The organism is Aurantimonas sp. C2-5-R2 (assembly GCF_036549495.1).
Taxonomy (GTDB): Bacteria; Pseudomonadota; Alphaproteobacteria; order Rhizobiales; family Rhizobiaceae; genus Aurantimonas; species Aurantimonas coralicida_A.
This window is the reverse complement of sequence record NZ_JAZHLJ010000017.1, coordinates 50,350-67,122: the sequence shown is the minus strand read 5'-3', so window position 1 is coordinate 67,122 and position 16,773 is coordinate 50,350. Positions and strand designations below refer to the sequence as shown.

Below are 16,773 nucleotides of genomic sequence, written 5' to 3'. Positions count from 1 at the left end.
AGGCAGCTGCGCCGACCTTTGACGGGCTTTACTCCGGGGAATGGGCGCACCCCACATTTAGTGGGCGTGGGTAACAACCGGATAGGCAAGACCTGAGCCTCCCCATGTGAGGCCACAAAGCGTTGAGTACAGGCGCTTGGGTCGCGACGACTGTCCCGATCGAGAGGATAGTAAAGCCGACCTGAAGATTGATTGTCATGAACCCCGACGTCTTCCTCGCGCTGCTGGCCTTTGCCTTCGTGGCCTCGATCACGCCCGGGCCGAACAATCTGATGCTGCTGGCGTCGGGCGTGAATTTCGGCTTTTGGCGGACCTTCCCGCACATGTGCGGCATCGCCGGCGGGTTCTGCCTGTTGCTGCTGGCGGTCGGATTTGGGCTCGGCGCGTTGCTGGCAGCTTATCCGCCACTCCATATCGCACTGAAGCTCGCGGGCGGTGCCTACCTCCTGTTTCTGGCCTGGAAGATCGCGACGACCCGCCGAATGAGTGAGGGGAAGGGTGGCGAGCGGCCGATGACCTTTGTCGAGGCGGCGGCGTTCCAGTGGGTCAATCCCAAGGCCTGGGTGATGGCGATCACCGCGATGGCGATCTACACCGATCCCGCGCGACCGTTCCTCTCGGTCGTGCTCGTTGCCGCGGCCTTCACCTTGGTCAACTGGCCGAGCGTGTCGACCTGGGCGGGCTTCGGGGTGATGCTCAAGCGCTTCCTCGCCGATCCAGCGCGGCTGAAATGGTTCAACATCGCGATGGGGGTGCTCCTGGCGCTGACCCTGGTGCCGATGCTGTTGTGACCAGGCATATTGCGAGGAAAGCGCGGCAGGCTTAGCTTTAGGCCATGAGCCATTCGCACGACGATGACGCCCACCATCATGGGCATGCCCACGACAATGATCTCGACCCGATGACGGCGCGGGTGAAAGCGCTGGAAACGATCCTGACCCGCAAGGGGCTCGTCGACCGGGACGCGATCGACGCGATCATCGAAACCTACGAGACCAAGGTGGGGCCGCGCAACGGCGCGCGGGTGGTGGCGAAAGCCTGGGCCGATCCACGATTCGAGGCGTGGCTGCGCGAGGATGCGACGGCCGCGATCGCCTCGCTCGGCTTCACCGGCCGGCAGGGCGAGCACATGCGCGCGGTATTCAACACGCAGGCAACGCACAACCTCGTCGTCTGCACGCTTTGCTCCTGCTACCCGTGGGCGGTGCTCGGCCTGCCGCCGGTCTGGTACAAATCGCCGCCCTATCGCTCCCGTGCCGTCATCGACCCTCGTGGGGTGTTGGAGGAGTTCGGTGTAAGCCTCTCGCCGGACGTCAAGATCCGGGTGTGGGATTCGACCGCAGAGATGCGCTATCTCGTCGTGCCGATGCGGCCGGCCGGGACGGACGGACTGGAGGAGAACCAACTGGCCGATCTGGTCACGCGCGACGCGATGATCGGGACGGGGCTCGCCGTCGCGCCGGAATCGATCAGCGGTGCGGGCCAGTGAACGGCCCGCAGGATCTCGGCGGCCAGATGGGGTTCGGCCCGGTCGCCCCAGAGACGAACGAGCCGCTGTTTCACGCCGATTGGGAGAAGCGTGCGCTGGGGTTGACCGTTGCGGCGGGAACGCTCGGCGCCTGGACGATCGACGAAAGCCGCCATGCGCGCGAAAGCCTGCACCCGGCGGATTATTACGGCTCGAGCTATTACGAGATCTGGACCAAGGCGCTTGAAAAGCTGCTGCTGCGCCATGGTTTCGTCACAGAGGACGAACTCGATCGTGGCGAGCCGCTCGTCGATGCGCCGACGCCGAAGCGCGTGGTCTCAGGCGCCGACATGCCGGCGGTGCTAGCCAAGGGCGTTCCGGTCGACCGGCCGGCGATCACGCCAGCCAGATTTGCTGTCGGCGACAGGGTGCGCACCATCGAGATGCATCCCACCGGCCACACGCGGCTGCCGCGCTATGCCCGTGGCCGCGTCGGGCGGGTCGACTCCGTCCACGGCGTCCATGTGTTTCCGGACACCGACGCGCATGGCAAGGGGGAGGCGCCGCAATGGCTCTACACCGTCGCCTTCGACGGTCCGGCGTTGTGGGGCAGGGATGGCGATCCGGGACTGACCGTCTCGATCGACGCCTTCGAAAGTTATCTGGAACCGGTGCCGCACGATGACGAATGACGCTCCCGAGCGTTTCGCCGAGCCATGGCAGGCGGAAGTTCTCGGACTGCAGGTCGCGCTCGTGGAGAACGGCGTTTTCACCGCCGCCGAATGGGCCGAAGCACTCGGGCGAACGCTGCACGCGTCGGACGCGGCCGAGGACGGGTCCGATTACTATCCGCGCTTTCTCGGCGCGCTCGAAGGGTTGCTTGCCGAAAAAGGGCTGACGGGCACCGCAGAGGTCGAGGGGCTGGCCGCCGCCTGGCGCCGCGCCGCGCGGGCGACGCCGCATGGCCAGCCGATCGTGCTGGCAAACGATCCGGAGGGGCGTGGCCGGACGGAATAGGGCGGAGGGGCCGGGCAAAGACGTCGAAAGACGAGAGTGCGCGTCGATTTGTCGTTGCCGTGTCGCCCCGAATCCTGCCATTTGCCCCCATGAAGCTCTCACCCCAGCAGGACGACGCGCTGAAGGCCGTCGCGCAATGGCTGGAAGACGGCGATCAGCCGATCTTCCGCCTGTTCGGCTATGCCGGCACCGGCAAGACGACGCTGGCGCGCCATTTCGCCGAAGGCATCGATGGCTCGGTGCAGTTCGCCGCCTTTACCGGCAAGGCGGCGCAGGTGTTGCGGTCGAAGGGCGCCAAGAGTGCCCGTACGCTGCATTCGCTGATCTACCGGCCGCGCGGCGAGGAGACCGTCGCCGACGAGGCGAGCGGGACGTCGCGAGTCTCGCCGACCTTTTCGCTCAATCGCCAGAGCCCGGTCGCCAAGGCCAAGCTGGTCATCGTCGACGAATGCTCCATGGTCGACGAGGCGCTCGGGCGCGATCTGATGTCCTTCGGCACGCCGATCCTCGTGCTCGGCGATCCGGGCCAGCTTCCGCCGGTCTCGGGCGGCGGTTTCTTCACCGAGGCCGAGCCCGACTTTCTATTGACCGAGATCCATCGCCAGGCGCGTGACAATCCGATCATCGAACTCGCCCTGCATGTCCGCGAGGGCAAGGAGCTGATGCATGGCGACTGGGGGGCCGCCAAGATCATCGGCAAGCGCGATGTGGAAACCGACAAGGTGCTCGCCGCCGATCAGGTTCTGGTCGGCACCAACCGGACGCGACGGCGCTACAATGCGCGACTGCGCGAGTTGAAGGGCTTTGAGGGTCCGCTGCCGATGGCCGGCGACAAGCTTGTGTGTCTGCGAAATGATCCGCCGAAGGGGCTGCTCAACGGCTCGCTCTGGCAGGTGATGACCGCCGCGCGCGAGACAGCGAAGCCCGGCGTCAATCTCATCGTCAAGCCGGACGACGACGACATCGACCAGGGCGCGGCGAAGATCCGGCTCTTGAAGGCCGCCTTCGAGGATCCGGACGCCGACATTCCCTGGGCGACCAAGAAGCGCTTCGACGATTTCGACTTCGGCTACGCCCTGACCGTCCACAAGGCGCAGGGCTCGCAATGGAACGACGTCGTCCTGTTCGACGAAAGCTGGGCCTTCAAGGAAACCCGTGAGCGCTGGCTTTACACGGCGATCACCCGCGCGGCGGAGACGCTGACGATCGTCAAGTAAATGGACGCCCGGTCGCGAAGGCGGACGGCCAAGCGACATGAAAAAAGGCCCGTGATCCGGTGATCGCGGGCCTTCTTGCTGATTGGGCTGTCGTCGGGCCGGCTCAGCAGCCCGCCGCTGACAGGAAGGCGCTGCGGTCTTCGACCTTATCGAGCGTGACCACGCAGCCATCGCCGAGATCGATCGCACCGCCGGTTTCCACCTGCTGCCGATCGCCCCCGATCACCTGGAGCGTCGCGCCTGAGTCGCTGACCGCCGAGACGAAGATTTTCTTCTCGCCGAACGTCGCGGTCTGGCCGGTCGTCAGGCCGGATGCCGAACCGGCCGTGTCGCCGCCTGTCGGAGCCGCCGGTTCATCGGCGGCGGGTGTCGTGGCTTCGCCGGTGTCAGCGGCCGGCGCAGCCTCTGCACCGTTGTCCGCTGCATCGGGGGGCTGTTCTTCGGCAGTCGGGGCCGCCGTCTCGGCGTCCGCCGCGGCGGAGGGTTGCGCGCCATCGCTCGCGGCTGCTGCCTGGCCTTCGCTGGAATCGCCGCTCGCGCAACCCTCAGCGGTCAATTGCACCTGACCATTCTCGATACCGGCGACGGTCACCATGCAGCCATTGCCGGCGTCGAGCGCCGAACCGGTCGCGACCGTCTGGCGGCCCTTGCCGGCGACGAAGAGCGAGGCGTCGCTCTCGCCAATGGCCGAAACGAAGACGCGGGTGTCGCCGAAGACGGCCGTGCCGCCCGTCGGCACGCTGGCGGAGTTGCCGTCACCGCTTTGCGAGGCGCTAACGGGTTCGGCCGGCTGCTGGCCTTCCGGCTGGGCTGCTGGAGTAGCGGGCGCCTCAGTGGTCTGCTGCTGCTCTGCCGGCGCTGCTGCCTGGGCGTCAGTCTCCGGAGCCGGCTGTTCACCGCCGGTCGAAGCTGCTTGCTCGCCATCCGTGGGGGCCGTTTCGGTGGCGGCTCGCGCGGCCTGTTGGCCATCGGCGGGAGCTTCCGGCGCCGTTGCCGCCTGCGGCGCACTCTCGGCCGACTGCTCGCACCCTTGCGCGGCGAGGTAGGCCGCGCCGGCAGTAACGCCGGCGACGCTGACCTCGCAGGTCTCGCGGACCTTGATTGCCTCGCCCGTCGCGACCTCCTGGTTTTCGCCATCGCTGACGACCAGGGTCGCGCTGCCGTTTTCGACCGAAATCGCCGTCAGCCGCACAGTGTAGCCTCCGAAGATCGCCGCCTGACCGGGCAGGAGGATGGCGCCGGACGCGCCGATCTGTTCTGCCAGCGCCGCAGGATCGCCGCCGGGTGTCGCCGTCGTGGCGGCCACCTCGGAGGGCGACGGCTGCGGCGTGCCGCTCGCAATCCGCTCTTCGAGGCTCTTCAGTTGGGTCGCAATTTCGTCCAGCTTGGCGGCCGCGCCGCCGGCGGCCTGGCCGGCCTGTTCCTGGACGGCCTGCGTGATCGCGTCGGTGCGGCTCTGCAGTTCGTTCGTCAGCTGGTCGAAGCGCAACCCCAGCGCGTTGACTGCTTCCGTCGCCGCGGTATCGCCAGTGTCGGGGGCCGGTTCGGAGAGGCGAGTGCTCAACGCGTCCACGTTGGTTTGGATTTGACCGATCGGGGCCTTCAGCTCCTCGATTTGCCCCGCCATGGTTTCGCTGGCTTCATCGAAGTCGGGCGCCGCCCACCAGCCGACGATCAGGCCCACAAGGCCTGCGATCAGGATCGGGATAAATCTCGAGCCGCCCATCATGTCCTCCCACAGAACCATCGGCAAAACGCCGAGATTTCAGAATAGGGTCGGGAGCCCCCGGCCTGTCAATGCGAACAAGCGCAGTGGTGTCGCGCTGCACCCGAGCTCGGCGGGGAGCAGGGCACCAGTAGGGACAGCCTTCGTCTTCTATGCTACCGAGCCGGCAATAGAGCGCCAGTGCTTCCATCCGGACGCACAAAGGACGCTCTATCACTTTGGTTGAGCATCGGAATAATCCGAAAACCGGATCCACTTTTCGGTCCGATGCTCTAGCCGCCGAGCGAGACCGCCATGCCGACCGAACTGTCCGTCAATCTCAACGCCGTCGCCATGCTGAGAAACCGGCGCGACCTGCCTTGGCCGAGCGTGACCGCGCTGGGCCGGATCGCGTTGCAGGCAGGCGCGCACGGGCTGACGGTGCATCCGCGTCCCGACCAGCGGCATATCCGCTTTTCCGACCTGCCGGACATTCGCCGGCTGATCGATACGGAATTTCCCGGCGCCGAGTTCAATATCGAGGGCTATCCGACGCCGGAGTTCCTGGAACTCGTTCGCGCGGCGCGGCCGGAGCAGGTGACGCTGGTCCCCGACGATCCTTCCCAGCCGACCTCCGACCATGGCTGGGATTTCGTTGCCGCGGCGGCGTTTCTCAGGCCGATCGTGATGGCGTTGAAGGGCGAGGGCGCCCGGGTCTCGCTGTTCGCCGACCCCGAACCCGAAGCGATGGCGGCCGCCGCCGCAACGGGCTGCGATCGCGTCGAACTCTACACCGGCCCCTATGGCGCGACCCATGACGATCCGGACGCGGCGGCGCGCGAGATCGAGCGTCTCGGGCGTACCGCCGACGCGGCGCTGGCGACCGGTCTCGGAGTCAATGCCGGGCACGATTTGACCGTCGCCAACCTGCCGCCGCTGGTCGCGCGCATCCCCGACCTCGCCGAGGTCTCGATCGGCCACGGATTGACCGCCGACGCTTTGGAATTCGGTATGGCCGAGACCGTGCGCCGGTTTTGTCACGCCTGCGGGCAGGATGCCTGACCCGATGCTCTCGTGACGCAGGGCTTTCACAGGGCCATTGCCGACGTCCTTTCAGCGGGTGCTTGATCCCTGCCGCCATTGCCGCTAAATAGCCGTACCGTACGTTACGGTACGGCTGATGGGCAAGCGAACCACAAGCAGGACGGGTGGCGCGGGTGCAGACGATAGAGGATCTCGACAGCAACACGATGACGGCGCGCCAGCGCGACGTCCTCGATGCGACGCTCGGCCTCGTCGTGGCGGCGCGGCGTCCCTTGACCATGGCGGCGGTGGCGCGGGCAGCGAGCTGTTCCAAGGAGACGCTCTACAAATGGTTTGGCGACCGTGACGGGCTTTTGACCGCGACCGTCCGCTGGCAGGCGGCCAAGGTGCGCGGCGTTCCGGCCCGAACCGGGCGCGACACGCGCCAGCAGCTTCACTCCGACCTTGCCCAATTCGCACGCGACTGGCTGACGGTAATCTCCGGGCCGACCTCGGTCGCGCTCAACCGGCTCGCGGTCGCAGAAGCCGGCTCCCAGACCGCCGATCTCGGTGCGATCGTTCTGAACAATGGTCCGTTCGCGATGGCCCGGCGGCTGAAGCCGGCGCTGGCGGCCGGGCGCGCGGCCGAAATTCTTGATTTCGACGATGTCGATGCCGCCTTCCGGACCTTCTTCGGTCTGGTCGTGCGCGACGTCCAGATCCGACTTCTGCTCGGCGAACCGCTTGATTTGCGCCCTGCCGATATCGACCGCGACGCCAAGCGCGCCGCGGATCAGTTCTTCGCCCTTTACGGGGCGGACGAGAACCGGCCGATCGTGGCCGGAGACATCAACTAGGAGGACACGACATGCGCGTCTATTACGATCGGGATGCCGATCTCAATCTCATCAAGTCCCGCAAGGTTGCGATCATCGGCTATGGCAGCCAGGGCCGCGCCCATGCGCTCAATCTGAAGGATTCCGGCGCCAAGGACGTCGCCATCGCCCTGCGTCAGGGCTCGGCGACCGCCAAGAAGGCCGAGGCCGACGGCTTCAAGGTGATGACGGTGGCCGAAGCGGCCGGCTGGGCGGACCTGATGATGATGGCCGCGCCGGACGAACTGCAGGCCGACATCTACAAGGACGAGATCGCCGCGAACATTCGCGACGGCGCGGCGATCGCCTTCGCCCACGGCCTCAACGTGCATTTCGGCTTGATCGAGCCGAAGGACACGGTCGACGTGGTGATGATCGCGCCCAAGGGCCCCGGTCATACGGTGCGCGGCGAGTACCAGAAGGGCGGCGGCGTTCCGTGCCTCGTCGCGGTGCATCGCGACGCCTCGGGCAACGCCCTCGATCTGGCGCTGTCCTATGCTTGCGGCGTCGGTGGTGGCCGTTCGGGCATCATCGAGACCAATTTCAAGGAAGAGTGCGAGACCGATCTATTCGGCGAGCAGGTGGTCCTGTGTGGCGGCCTGGTGGAACTGATCCGGGCTGGTTTCGAGACCCTGGTGGAAGCCGGCTATGCGCCGGAAATGGCCTATTTCGAGTGCCTGCACGAGGTCAAGCTGATCGTCGACCTCATCTATGAGGGCGGCATCGCCAACATGAATTACTCGATCTCCAACACCGCCGAGTGGGGCGAATACGTCTCCGGCCCGCGCATCATCACCGCCGAAACCAAGGCCGAGATGAAGCGCGTCCTGAACGACATCCAGACCGGCAAGTTCACCAGCGAATGGATGCAGGAATACCGTTCCGGCATGGCCCGCTTCAAGGGGATCCGCCGCCGCAACGACGATCACCAGATCGAGGAAGTCGGCGAAAAGCTGCGCGGCATGATGCCCTGGATCAAGTCCGGCGCATTGGTCGACAAGGCCCGCAACTAGCTCGACCCGCGCCTATCGCGCCGAATCGAAGATCGGATGGCCGGGCAACGAGGTTGCCCGGCCATCGTCGTTTAGCGTTGCGAGAGGTGTCGTTCCTAGCCGAGCGGCGAACGGCCATGATCGACAATGTCAAAATGTCCCGGCCGGCTTCAGCATTTGCAAAGGACTGTCTGGGATAATTCCGCTTGCAGATTGTCCCGGAGGCCATCATGGCAGCGCTCCCAGAACTCGAACCCGATGGATCGGAACGCCGCGTCGCCCAGCGCATGCGGACGCTCAAACGCGCCAAGGTGATCTTCAACGGCGGCTTCTCGACCTTCGATTGCATCGTGCGCAATCTTTCGGCGACCGGGGCGCTGTTGACCATCGACGAAGCCGCGCACCTGCCGAAGGCGTTCGAAATTCGGGTCGGAGAAGACCAGCACGCCCGTCCCGCTCGCCTGGTCTACCGGCGGGCGATGTTCGCGGGAATCCGCTTTCTCGACATCGCGGATGAGCAGGACGACGACAGGGAGGCGGCCGTCGCGAGTCAGTCGGCGGCGTTGGACGAACTGAACTCGGTTCAACACGAATCGGCGTCGACCCCCGGCATCCGCCGGATCGAGCCCGAAATCCTTCCGCCGGCGCTCTCAAGCCTGTTCGCTTGGTCCAGGACCGATCCCGCGTCGTAGCATCGCGCCATGGCCCCTAGGGACCGCGGCATCTCTCGAAAACCGTGGCAACCGGTCCACAAACGGGTGGACAGGCTCTCGGGCGCTCTCTATATAGCCGCTACCGAACGCCTCGGCGTCGTGGGTGATTAGCTCAGTTGGTAGAGCAGCTGACTCTTAATCAGCGGGTCGTAGGTTCGAACCCTACATCACCCACCAAATATCTTCCTGGCGCCACCTGCTGGAACACGATCCTTGCGCGCTGGTGGATATTCCGCCCGTGAGACTAGCTACATGGGGCCTTGGTGCGTAATCCGCGTAGCGCAGAAATGGCTAAGAGGCCGTTTCGAAACCCTGCCAAGACCAGCCTCCATGGTTCACCCGGGACGCCCAAACCCGCGGAAATCGGGTATCATGTCATTGCGGAGCGNAGAGGCCGTTTCGAAACCCTGCCAAGACCAGCCTCCATGGTTCACCCGGGACGCCCAAACCCGCGGAAATCGGGTATCATGTCATTGCGGAGCGACCATCCGAGGGGCCTTTGAACCCGCCGCAGTGAGTTTCGAAACGGACTCTAAGGGACTTTGGGTCGTCGGTTTCACAGCTTTCGGCAGACCCGGTCATGCCAGCTGCTGTCTTCCTCGACGCGATGCTCGCATCTCGCCATCGCGGCCCGTAACGCTTTATATGACGCTCCGTCTTTTATGTCGTGATGCCGGCAATACACACATCGGGCACTCGGGCTCCCACCCCTCATTCGGCCGTGTCGTTGGGCGGATCGTCCGCTTGGAAGTGGAATGTAGACACGATGGGCAACGCGGAATATCGGCTATGGGCGATACAAAATTGCGAGTCGAGGACTTCGACGCCGCGATCCCCGACCTCGGCGGGATAGCGGCACGGACGGCTCGCATGCATGCCGCGGACGGGAAGCGGTTGGTTCACGAGCAATTTTAGGCGGCGTACCGAAAAGACGGGAGCGCAGCTTCGCTGGTTCCTCGGTAACGACTACGGGCGTTCCGTCGACCTCAAGAGGCGATACGACGGTGTCACAAGTTCTCCAAATGCGATGTCAGGCCAGGAACTCATTGAAAAAATATAGGATCGCCTGGCTGGAGCACGACACAACGTTCAAAGCGCGCGACAGTAACGGCTGCGGATTGTTCCGCGCCTTCAAGCTCGACGTGAGCGGTTCGGCCACGCATCACGTTGCTGACCTGCCGGGTAGGAGGTCGTGGGTCGCAGCATGAGCATCCCCAAGCTGAGGTCGAAAATTTTCGATGGGCTTTTTGCCATTTGGACGGCATCGTTCGCGATCGGGAGACTGGTATTGTGGGCAGCCGGATCACCTCCCGGACCCATTAGGGCGGCGACACGTCTATGGGTCCGCATGGCGCTGGTCGGACTGAAATATGTGGTCCGATTGCGGTATGTCGAATGCGGTCGGGAGTTCATTCCGCATGAGCCCTGCCTCATTATCTGCAACCATCAATCCACGTGGGAGACGCTTGCCTTTCTTGTTCTCGTCCCGAACGTCGCGATTATCGCGAAGCAGGAATTACTGCGAATTCCAATCGTGTCGTGGTATTTGAGAAAATCCCCGATGATCATCATTGATCGCGAGACAGGCGCAAGAGCCCTGAAGACCATGCTCGAACAAAGTCGGGCAGCGCTTGCCAGCGGCCGCTCGGTGCTCATCTTCCCGGAAGGTTCACGCAAGTCGGACGTGGAGCCGATCCGGTTCAGGCGCGGCGTCGAACTGCTTTACGCCAAGCTCGGCACCTCGGTCCTGCCAGTGGCGGTCAATTCGGGGAAATTCTGGGGCCCCGGCCAGCCCTATAAGCGAAGCGGTACGATCGTGGTTTCATACTTGCCACTTATTTCACCGGGCCATCCGCCCGCGGAATTCAGTCGCAAGGCCGAAGCGGCCCTCGAAGCGGAGCGGACGAGGATCGGCTAGACTCAGCGTTGTTGTCTCCCATGGCCGTCTCCGGCATCGGATCTGGATGGCCACATCCAGTCGCGGATTTCGGGCATGCCTTCGCCCTTGTCGACGATATAGGCGCGATGCGTCGCAAGTCGCTGGCGAAATTGCTGGGCCTCTTCCTCGCCCGCTGCTCCGCCGCGATCCGGCAGCCGCTCGATGGCGGTGATCGCCAGATGGAAGCGATCCAATTCGTTGAGCACGACCATGTCGAAGGGCGTCGTCGTCGTATGGACTTGCCGCGCGAAAGTGGAGAGCAGTTTTCCTTCGCAAAGGCGGGGAGAGGAGAACCAGGTCGTGCGAGCCCTTCAACGTCTCGAAGAAGGAAATCTCACGGGATTCTGCTTCGAATACGACGGACTTCATTGCTGTGTGTCTCCGGGATGTTCTGACGCGGTCGTTGCATCGACGTCCGGCCGGTCATCCGGATCGGGTACCTCCGCTAGCGAGACTGGCCGCCAGCCGCCATGGGTGACCTCGCAGGAAAATTCCAGGACGGCGCCGGCCTTGAACGGATACACTTGGTTTCGGACGCCGATTTTTCCCGGGCCGTGCCATCCATGTGGCGCGGAGACGGTCAGTCTGTCGCAGCCGACATCGAGATTGAGCCAATCGCCCCGATAGAGCAGCTTCAGGCGCAAGCGTTGCAGCTTCGTCGGTAGGCATGGACTGATCCACAGCGTGTCGTCGCGAAATTCCAGCGCCGTCTGGCCACGCTCGACGAGGTCGACCGTGCCGGCCATTGCGCCGAGATGGATACCCTCGGCGGTCGTGCCGCCCTGGATGTCGGAGATATCGCTTTCGAGGGCCGTCACGAAGAGATCCCAGGATCGGCTCCGGTCGCCGCGAGCGAGAACCCAGGATTGAACGACCCGGCTCAGCGTCGAGCCGTCCGATGTGCGCCGGACGTAGTAATCGATATTTTTTTGGATCGCGTCCGGCTCGAACGGATAGCCGAGCGACGTGATCAGTTCGTGCAGTTCGTCGTAGGAGAACAGGTAGAACAGCATCAGGACGTCGGGCTGCTTCGAGGCCTTGTAGCGGTTGACGGTGTCGCCTTCCGCTTCCAGGATTCGGTCGAGCCGGTGAATGTCGGAATATTTCTCGCGATAGACCTCCCAGTCGAGCTCCTCAAGTTCCCCGTAGCCTTCGAACTGGGCGATAATCCCGTCCTTGAGGAACACCAGCCGCATCTTGCGGGCGATGTCGTTCCAGTGGTTGGTTTCTTCGGTTGTTAGCCCAAGCAGGTGTTCGAGTTCGCGACGGCGTTCGACCCCGACGTGATCGAGAACCTCCGCGGCGCGGCGCAGAACCCAGACCGCCATCACATTGGTGTAGGCGTTGTTGTCGAGGCCGGGCGTGTCTCGCCACGGATAGCGGTCGTGGAACTCGTCCGGTCCCATCACGCCGCCAATCTGGTAGCGGCCGGAGGCTTCGTCGTAGGTCGCGATACTCGCCCAGAAGCGGGCGATTTCGATCAGCATCTCGGCGCCGTACCAGGACAGGAACGCAAGATCCCCGGTCGTCTGCCAGTAGCGCCAGACATTGCACGCCACGGCGGCGCTGACATGGCGCTGAAGATGGGTGTTGTCGGGTGTCCAGCGTCCGGAACGCGGGTTGAGATGCAGGGTCTGGGTTTCCTCGCGCCCGCTCGAGCCGCTCTGCCAAGGATACATCGCGCCGCGGTAACCTGCCCCGCGCGCCAGCCGACGTGCTTCGGGCAGCCGCCGATAGCGGTAGAGCAAGAGCGCCCGGCTGATTTCCGGCAGGTGAAAGTTCAGGTACGGCAGGATGAACAGCTCGTCCCAGAAAATATGCCCCCGATAGGCTTCGCCGTGCAAGCCGCGCGCCGGCACACCGGCATCGAGATCAACCGTGTTGGGGGAGACCGTCTGTAGAAGGTGGAAGACATGCAGCCGCAGGATCATCTGCGTGCGCGAGCCCTGATCGATGGCGATGTCGCAGCGGTTCCATAAAGCGCGCCATGCACGCCTGTGAGATTCCAGAAGCATGTCGAAGCGCTCGGCTTGTTCAAGCGCCTTTAGCGCGGCCTGGCGCGGCTCGGAGATCGCCCGGTCCCGCGAGGTGAAGACCGCCACCGTCTTTTCAATCGTGACGGATATTCCTTCCGCGACCGCGAATCTCAGTTCCTGTCCGACATAGCCCTCTTCCTCGTGGCTCTCGCACGCGACGGTGAGCGCATCGTCGCCCTCGAAAATCCGTGTGCGCGCCGCTTCCGCGATCCGCAGGCGCGACTGGCTCGTCTCGGCGGTGAGCAGCATGCCGTCATCTCCCAGCACTTGCGTCTCAAGCGGCACGAGGTGCTTGCTGGCGAGTGGGCCATAGCGCTCGACGCCGCCATTGATGACGCGCCCGTCCAGGGCGGTCCGCACGACAAGCTGGCCCGACCAATTCTCCGGGAGTAGCGTGATCGCGATCGCCGCCAGATGCGGTCGTCCCATGTGGACCAGCCTGCGGCTGAGGAGGGACGTTTCGCGGCCATGGTCGTCGCGGATACGCACCTTGCGTTCGAGTACGCCGCCGCCGAGATCGAGCTCTTGCCGATAGGCGAGGATTTCGACGCGCCGCAGGTTGATCCAGTCGCCGTCCTCGGGGCGAAAGCGCAGTGGCAGCCAGTTCGGCAGATTGACGAGGTCCTCGTTCTCGACCATGCGGCCGGCGATGTCGGTGGACAAGCGGTTATAGCCGCCGGCAAGATAGGTGCCGGGGTAGTGGACATCGTCGGCCGCGCTCTCGTCCGCCGCGCCGCGTGTCGCGAAATAGCCGTTGCCGAGCGTACAGAGCGCCTCGCGGAGACCTTCCTGCGCCGGCTCGAAGCCCTCATACACGAGCGTCCAGCGGCTATCGGCCATCGCGCCGCTCCATCGATGCGGGCCCCGCCGATGGCATGGGGGACGGCAGATGCAAGGCGGCGAGGTCGGCTACGACCATGTCGGCGCCGGCCTTGCGCAGGGCCGCTGCCTGATCCGCCCGGTCGACACCCACAACCAGGCCGAAGCTGCCGGCGCGACCGGCCTGGACGCCGCTGATCGCATCCTCTAACACCGCGGCTCGTTTCGGCGGAACGCCGAGCGCCTTGGCGGCGGCGAGGAAGATGTCGGGCCGCGGCTTTCCCTTCAGGTCGAGCTGGTGTGCGTCGGTGCCGTCCACACAGACGTCGAAGAGATCCGTGAGCCCGGCGGCGGCGAGGACGGCACGAGCGTTGCGGCTGGACGAGACGAGCGCCGTCTTGACGCCGCGTGCGCGCAGCTCGCGGATTAGCGCCACGCTGCTCTCGAAGACTTCGACGCCGTCTTTCTCCAAACTCTTATGAAAATACTGATTCTTGCGGTTGCCGAGTCCGGAGATGGTTTCACGATCGGGCGGATCTGTGGCCGCGCCAGGGGGAAGCGCGATGCCACGCGATTGCAGAAAGCTCTCTATCCCGTCATAGCGCGGCTTGCCGTCGACATAGCGCCGGTAATCGTCATCGAGAAATGGGCGGAACGGCGCTCCTGTCGCTCCAGCCCGCCGCTTCAGATACTCGTCGAACAGGCGCTTCCAGGCGGCAGCGTGGACGCGGGCTGTCCGCGTGACCACACCGTCGAGATCGAAGATCGCGGCGTCAAAATCCTCGACCCGCCAGGCGGCGTCTTCACGTCGCGGACTTTGCGCATAGCCCATCGTGTCGACCTTCTTTTCCATGCCAATGACCCTTGCGGCAAACGCAGGAAACGACGTCGAATGCGTCGACGCGTGATGTCTCTTGCTAGCCTTGGTTCACAACAGACGGAACACCATGCGCGGCGTTACAGCACTTTCGACAGACCAGCAGTCATGTCGGCGCCGAGGCCTCTCTTGCCCAAATGACACACAGTCGCGATCGTCGGACACCGGGCTTCCCCACGTGCAGACACCTCAACGACCGGGCCCAAAGCACCGATCGGCGGACACAGCTCCGCGATGAGGCATTCGACGCGGTATTATGGCCGAAGCAGGCGATCCAATCGGTCAGGAAAAGGCGACTTGGCTCATCTCTGTCGCACCAGTCGAGTGGTGGCGGTCGCCGCATGTGCAACTGTTGAAACCATGTTCGCAACAGCTGCCGCAGCATTCGTACATTGCTTCGCGCAAAGCTTGGCGTGCTCGATGCAGCCGGACTCTGGCGTTTCCAGGTGTAATGCCGAGATTCGCTACGGTCTTTTCGCGGGGTTCGTCCGATAAATCGTCCCGTTGCAGGATCACCGCATAGTCCGGCCGCAACGCGGGGAGGAGTTCGCGAAAACATTCGCAAGGGATATCTTCGAGATCGATTTCGTCAGGATTTTCGCTCAGCGTGGTCTGCTCCCGCGCATAGCTGCCTTCCCGCCGCCGTCGCGCGGCCTCCCGTCGGTAGTGATCCGTGAGGGCAGACCGCAGCACCGTATAAAGCCAAGCAATCACGCCTTCACTCTTTCTGAGGTCGACGCTGCTGGAAACTACCCGCAAGCAGAAGTTCTGAAGCACGTCCTCCGCCGTATCCCTGTCCCCGAGGCGGGCGCAGGAGATAGCGCAGAAACTCACCACGATGATCAGCCAGCGCAGCGGTAACGACCGGCATTACCGGCACATAAGCATCATTGGGCTGAACCGGCTTCACATTGGGTGCGAGACTTCGGCGATCCGCTGCGAACATCTTCCAAAGCCTTTCCTGATTTGCTGCGTCGGGAGGACAGGGTCGTTTCCCGCTTCAGTCGCTAAGAGGCCGTTTCGAAACCCTGCCAAGACCAGCCTCCATGGTTCACCCGGGACGCCCAAACCCGCGGAAATCGGGTATCATGTCATTGCGGAGCGACCATCCGAGGGGCCTTTGAACCCGCCGCAGTGAGTTTCGAAACGGACTCTAAGAAACAGCGCTTAAAAAACGATCCGGCCTTTTTCTATGGTCGCGCACGCAGTCCGAGCGCCAATTTGAGATCAATCATGCAAGGAGTGCGCGCAGGCGGCTTTGATCTTGATCAAAACCACCGGCCGCATCGGAAAAAAATTGGTAAAAGGTGTTGCGGACTCCTCGTAGGTTCGAGCCCTACACCAGCCACCAAATTATCCCTCCATTTGTCTGTATGATGTTCTCCTGATAGGCGGCAGCGGGAATTGGCCGAATACGGAGCAGCGGCGATATGACCAGCGACGACGTGCTTGCGATCTTTCGCGAGGCCGGAGCCTATCTCGAAGGCCATTTCATCCTGACGTCCGGCCTGCGCAGTCCAGTATTTCTGCAGAAGGCCAGGGTGTTCATGCATCCGCCTTTGACCGAGCGTTTGTGCCGTGCCCTGGCCGAGCGGATTCGGGCGGACGTCCCTGGACGCATCGACTACGTCGTCGGGCCGGCGATCGGCGGGCTGATTCCGGCCTATGAGACGTCACGGCATCTCGGCGTGCCGGCAGTATGGGTCGAGCGGGAAGGCGGGGTCTTCAAGCTCCGCCGGTTCGAGGTGCCGCGCGGCTCCTGCGTCGTGGTGGTGGAGGACATCGTCACAACCGGGCTGTCGATTCGCGAGACCATCGCGTGCCTGGAGGATCTGGGAATAGAGGTCGCGGCGGCGGCCTGCATCATCGATCGTTCCGCCGGTAAAGCCGATGTCGGCGTGCCGCTGGTCGCGCTGGCCGAACATGCGGTCCCGGCCTATCCGGCCGATGCTCTGCCGCCCGAACTCGCCGCAATTCCGCCGATCAAGCCCGGTAGCCGGACGCTCTGAACCGCGACCATGGCCGGCGCTCGTCAAGCCGTTTACGGAATGTCGTCGTCGCGTCCTATATAATTGGTGGACCATGGCCGGCG

The 16,773-nt window shown here is 64.1% G+C and carries 15 protein-coding genes, 1 tRNA gene and 1 pseudogene; 12 read left to right on the top strand and 5 right to left on the bottom strand.

Translation table 11 applies throughout. From position 1 onward, the window contains the following. Window positions 1–197: 197 nt before the first annotated feature. The 5 genes from VQ044_RS10395 (at window position 198) to VQ044_RS10375 (ending at window position 3,702) form a co-directional block, all read left to right on the top strand. Window positions 198–791: a LysE family translocator gene (locus VQ044_RS10395; protein ID WP_327649674.1), complete on the top strand. Its 594-nt coding sequence runs from the start codon at window positions 198–200 to the stop codon at window positions 789–791. Between the two features lie 44 nt (window positions 792–835). Continuing rightward, entirely contained in the window at window positions 836–1,489 is a 654-nt protein-coding gene (gene nthA / locus VQ044_RS10390) for a nitrile hydratase subunit alpha (protein WP_327624133.1), read from the top strand. After that, the gene (gene nthB, locus VQ044_RS10385; protein WP_327624132.1) at window positions 1,486–2,160 is read left to right on the top strand and encodes a nitrile hydratase subunit beta; all 675 of its coding nucleotides are present in this window, start codon (window positions 1,486–1,488) and stop codon (window positions 2,158–2,160) included. Before nthA ends, nthB begins: the two co-directional genes overlap by 4 nt. Further along, the gene (locus tag VQ044_RS10380; RefSeq protein ID WP_327624131.1) at window positions 2,150–2,485 is read left to right on the top strand and encodes a nitrile hydratase accessory protein; all 336 of its coding nucleotides are present in this window, start codon (window positions 2,150–2,152) and stop codon (window positions 2,483–2,485) included. Before nthB ends, VQ044_RS10380 begins: the two co-directional genes overlap by 11 nt. Window positions 2,486–2,574: 89 nt before the next feature. Then, window positions 2,575–3,702 (top strand): ATP-dependent DNA helicase, encoded by a 1,128-nt coding sequence (locus VQ044_RS10375; protein ID WP_327624219.1) that lies wholly within the window; start codon window positions 2,575–2,577, stop codon window positions 3,700–3,702. 103 nt (window positions 3,703–3,805) lie between these two features. On the opposite strand, the gene VQ044_RS10370 is transcribed toward VQ044_RS10375, so the two are convergent. Beyond that, the gene (locus VQ044_RS10370) at window positions 3,806–5,428 is read right to left on the bottom strand and encodes a hypothetical protein (RefSeq protein ID WP_327649676.1); all 1,623 of its coding nucleotides are present in this window, start codon (window positions 5,426–5,428) and stop codon (window positions 3,806–3,808) included. Between the two features lie 294 nt (window positions 5,429–5,722). On the opposite strand from VQ044_RS10370, the gene VQ044_RS10365 reads away from it, so the two are divergent. The 6 genes from VQ044_RS10365 (at window position 5,723) to VQ044_RS10340 (ending at window position 10,928) form a co-directional block, all read left to right on the top strand. Then, the gene (locus VQ044_RS10365; RefSeq protein WP_327624129.1) at window positions 5,723–6,469 is read left to right on the top strand and encodes a pyridoxine 5'-phosphate synthase; all 747 of its coding nucleotides are present in this window, start codon (window positions 5,723–5,725) and stop codon (window positions 6,467–6,469) included. Between the two features lie 188 nt (window positions 6,470–6,657). Then, window positions 6,658–7,287, top strand: coding sequence for a TetR/AcrR family transcriptional regulator C-terminal domain-containing protein (locus tag VQ044_RS10360; RefSeq protein WP_327649678.1), 630 nt, complete (start codon window positions 6,658–6,660; stop codon window positions 7,285–7,287). Between the two features lie 11 nt (window positions 7,288–7,298). Next, window positions 7,299–8,318, top strand: coding sequence for a ketol-acid reductoisomerase (ilvC, locus tag VQ044_RS10355; protein ID WP_327624128.1), 1,020 nt, complete (start codon window positions 7,299–7,301; stop codon window positions 8,316–8,318). Between the two features lie 209 nt (window positions 8,319–8,527). Continuing rightward, window positions 8,528–8,989: a PilZ domain-containing protein gene (locus tag VQ044_RS10350; RefSeq protein WP_327624127.1), complete on the top strand. Its 462-nt coding sequence runs from the start codon at window positions 8,528–8,530 to the stop codon at window positions 8,987–8,989. A 122-nt stretch (window positions 8,990–9,111) separates the two neighbouring features. After that, window positions 9,112–9,187 (top strand) — tRNA-Lys (locus VQ044_RS10345). 1,171 nt (window positions 9,188–10,358) lie between these two features. Then, on the top strand, window positions 10,359–10,928 hold the full coding sequence (locus VQ044_RS10340) for a lysophospholipid acyltransferase family protein (protein WP_327624848.1): 570 nt from the start codon (window positions 10,359–10,361) through the stop codon (window positions 10,926–10,928). Between the two features lie 2 nt (window positions 10,929–10,930). On the opposite strand, the pseudogene VQ044_RS10335 reads toward VQ044_RS10340, so the two are convergent. The 4 genes and pseudogenes from VQ044_RS10335 to VQ044_RS10320 all read right to left on the bottom strand — a co-directional run. Then, window positions 10,931–11,182: pseudogene (locus VQ044_RS10335) on the bottom strand (hypothetical protein); the annotation flags it as partial. Between the two features lie 132 nt (window positions 11,183–11,314). Next, the gene (locus VQ044_RS10330; RefSeq protein WP_327647346.1) at window positions 11,315–13,825 is read right to left on the bottom strand and encodes a glycoside hydrolase family 65 protein; all 2,511 of its coding nucleotides are present in this window, start codon (window positions 13,823–13,825) and stop codon (window positions 11,315–11,317) included. After that, window positions 13,815–14,657: an HAD family hydrolase gene (locus tag VQ044_RS10325; protein ID WP_327647345.1), complete on the bottom strand. Its 843-nt coding sequence runs from the start codon at window positions 14,655–14,657 to the stop codon at window positions 13,815–13,817. Before VQ044_RS10325 ends, VQ044_RS10330 begins: the two co-directional genes overlap by 11 nt. 306 nt (window positions 14,658–14,963) lie before the next feature. Further along, window positions 14,964–15,515, bottom strand: coding sequence for an RNA polymerase sigma factor (locus tag VQ044_RS10320; protein WP_327647359.1), 552 nt, complete (start codon window positions 15,513–15,515; stop codon window positions 14,964–14,966). Between the two features lie 596 nt (window positions 15,516–16,111). On the opposite strand from VQ044_RS10320, the gene pyrE reads away from it, so the two are divergent. Next, a complete protein-coding gene (gene pyrE / locus VQ044_RS10315; RefSeq protein ID WP_327647344.1) occupies window positions 16,112–16,690 on the top strand; it encodes an orotate phosphoribosyltransferase in 579 nt (192 codons plus the stop codon). Window positions 16,691–16,773 lie beyond the last annotated feature (83 nt).

Bases quoted from the DNA above. Each gene is read 5' to 3' on its own strand.
- VQ044_RS10395 (WP_327649674.1), top strand. From the start codon at position 198: ATGAACCCCGACGTCTTCCTCGCGCTGCTGGCCTTTGCCTTCGTGGCC.
- nthA (WP_327624133.1), top strand. From the start codon at position 836: ATGAGCCATTCGCACGACGATGACGCCCACCATCATGGGCATGCCCAC.
- VQ044_RS10380 (WP_327624131.1), top strand. From the start codon at position 2,150: ATGACGAATGACGCTCCCGAGCGTTTCGCCGAGCCATGGCAGGCGGAA.
- VQ044_RS10375 (WP_327624219.1), top strand. From the start codon at position 2,575: ATGAAGCTCTCACCCCAGCAGGACGACGCGCTGAAGGCCGTCGCGCAA.
- VQ044_RS10370 (WP_327649676.1), bottom strand. From the start codon at position 5,428: ATGGGCGGCTCGAGATTTATCCCGATCCTGATCGCAGGCCTTGTGGGC.
- VQ044_RS10365 (WP_327624129.1), top strand. From the start codon at position 5,723: ATGCCGACCGAACTGTCCGTCAATCTCAACGCCGTCGCCATGCTGAGA.
- VQ044_RS10360 (WP_327649678.1), top strand. From the start codon at position 6,658: ATGACGGCGCGCCAGCGCGACGTCCTCGATGCGACGCTCGGCCTCGTC.
- ilvC (WP_327624128.1), top strand. From the start codon at position 7,299: ATGCGCGTCTATTACGATCGGGATGCCGATCTCAATCTCATCAAGTCC.
- VQ044_RS10350 (WP_327624127.1), top strand. From the start codon at position 8,528: ATGGCAGCGCTCCCAGAACTCGAACCCGATGGATCGGAACGCCGCGTC.
- VQ044_RS10340 (WP_327624848.1), top strand. From the start codon at position 10,359: ATGGCGCTGGTCGGACTGAAATATGTGGTCCGATTGCGGTATGTCGAA.
- VQ044_RS10330 (WP_327647346.1), bottom strand. From the start codon at position 13,825: ATGGCCGATAGCCGCTGGACGCTCGTGTATGAGGGCTTCGAGCCGGCG.
- VQ044_RS10325 (WP_327647345.1), bottom strand. From the start codon at position 14,657: ATGGAAAAGAAGGTCGACACGATGGGCTATGCGCAAAGTCCGCGACGT.
- pyrE (WP_327647344.1), top strand. From the start codon at position 16,112: ATGACCAGCGACGACGTGCTTGCGATCTTTCGCGAGGCCGGAGCCTAT.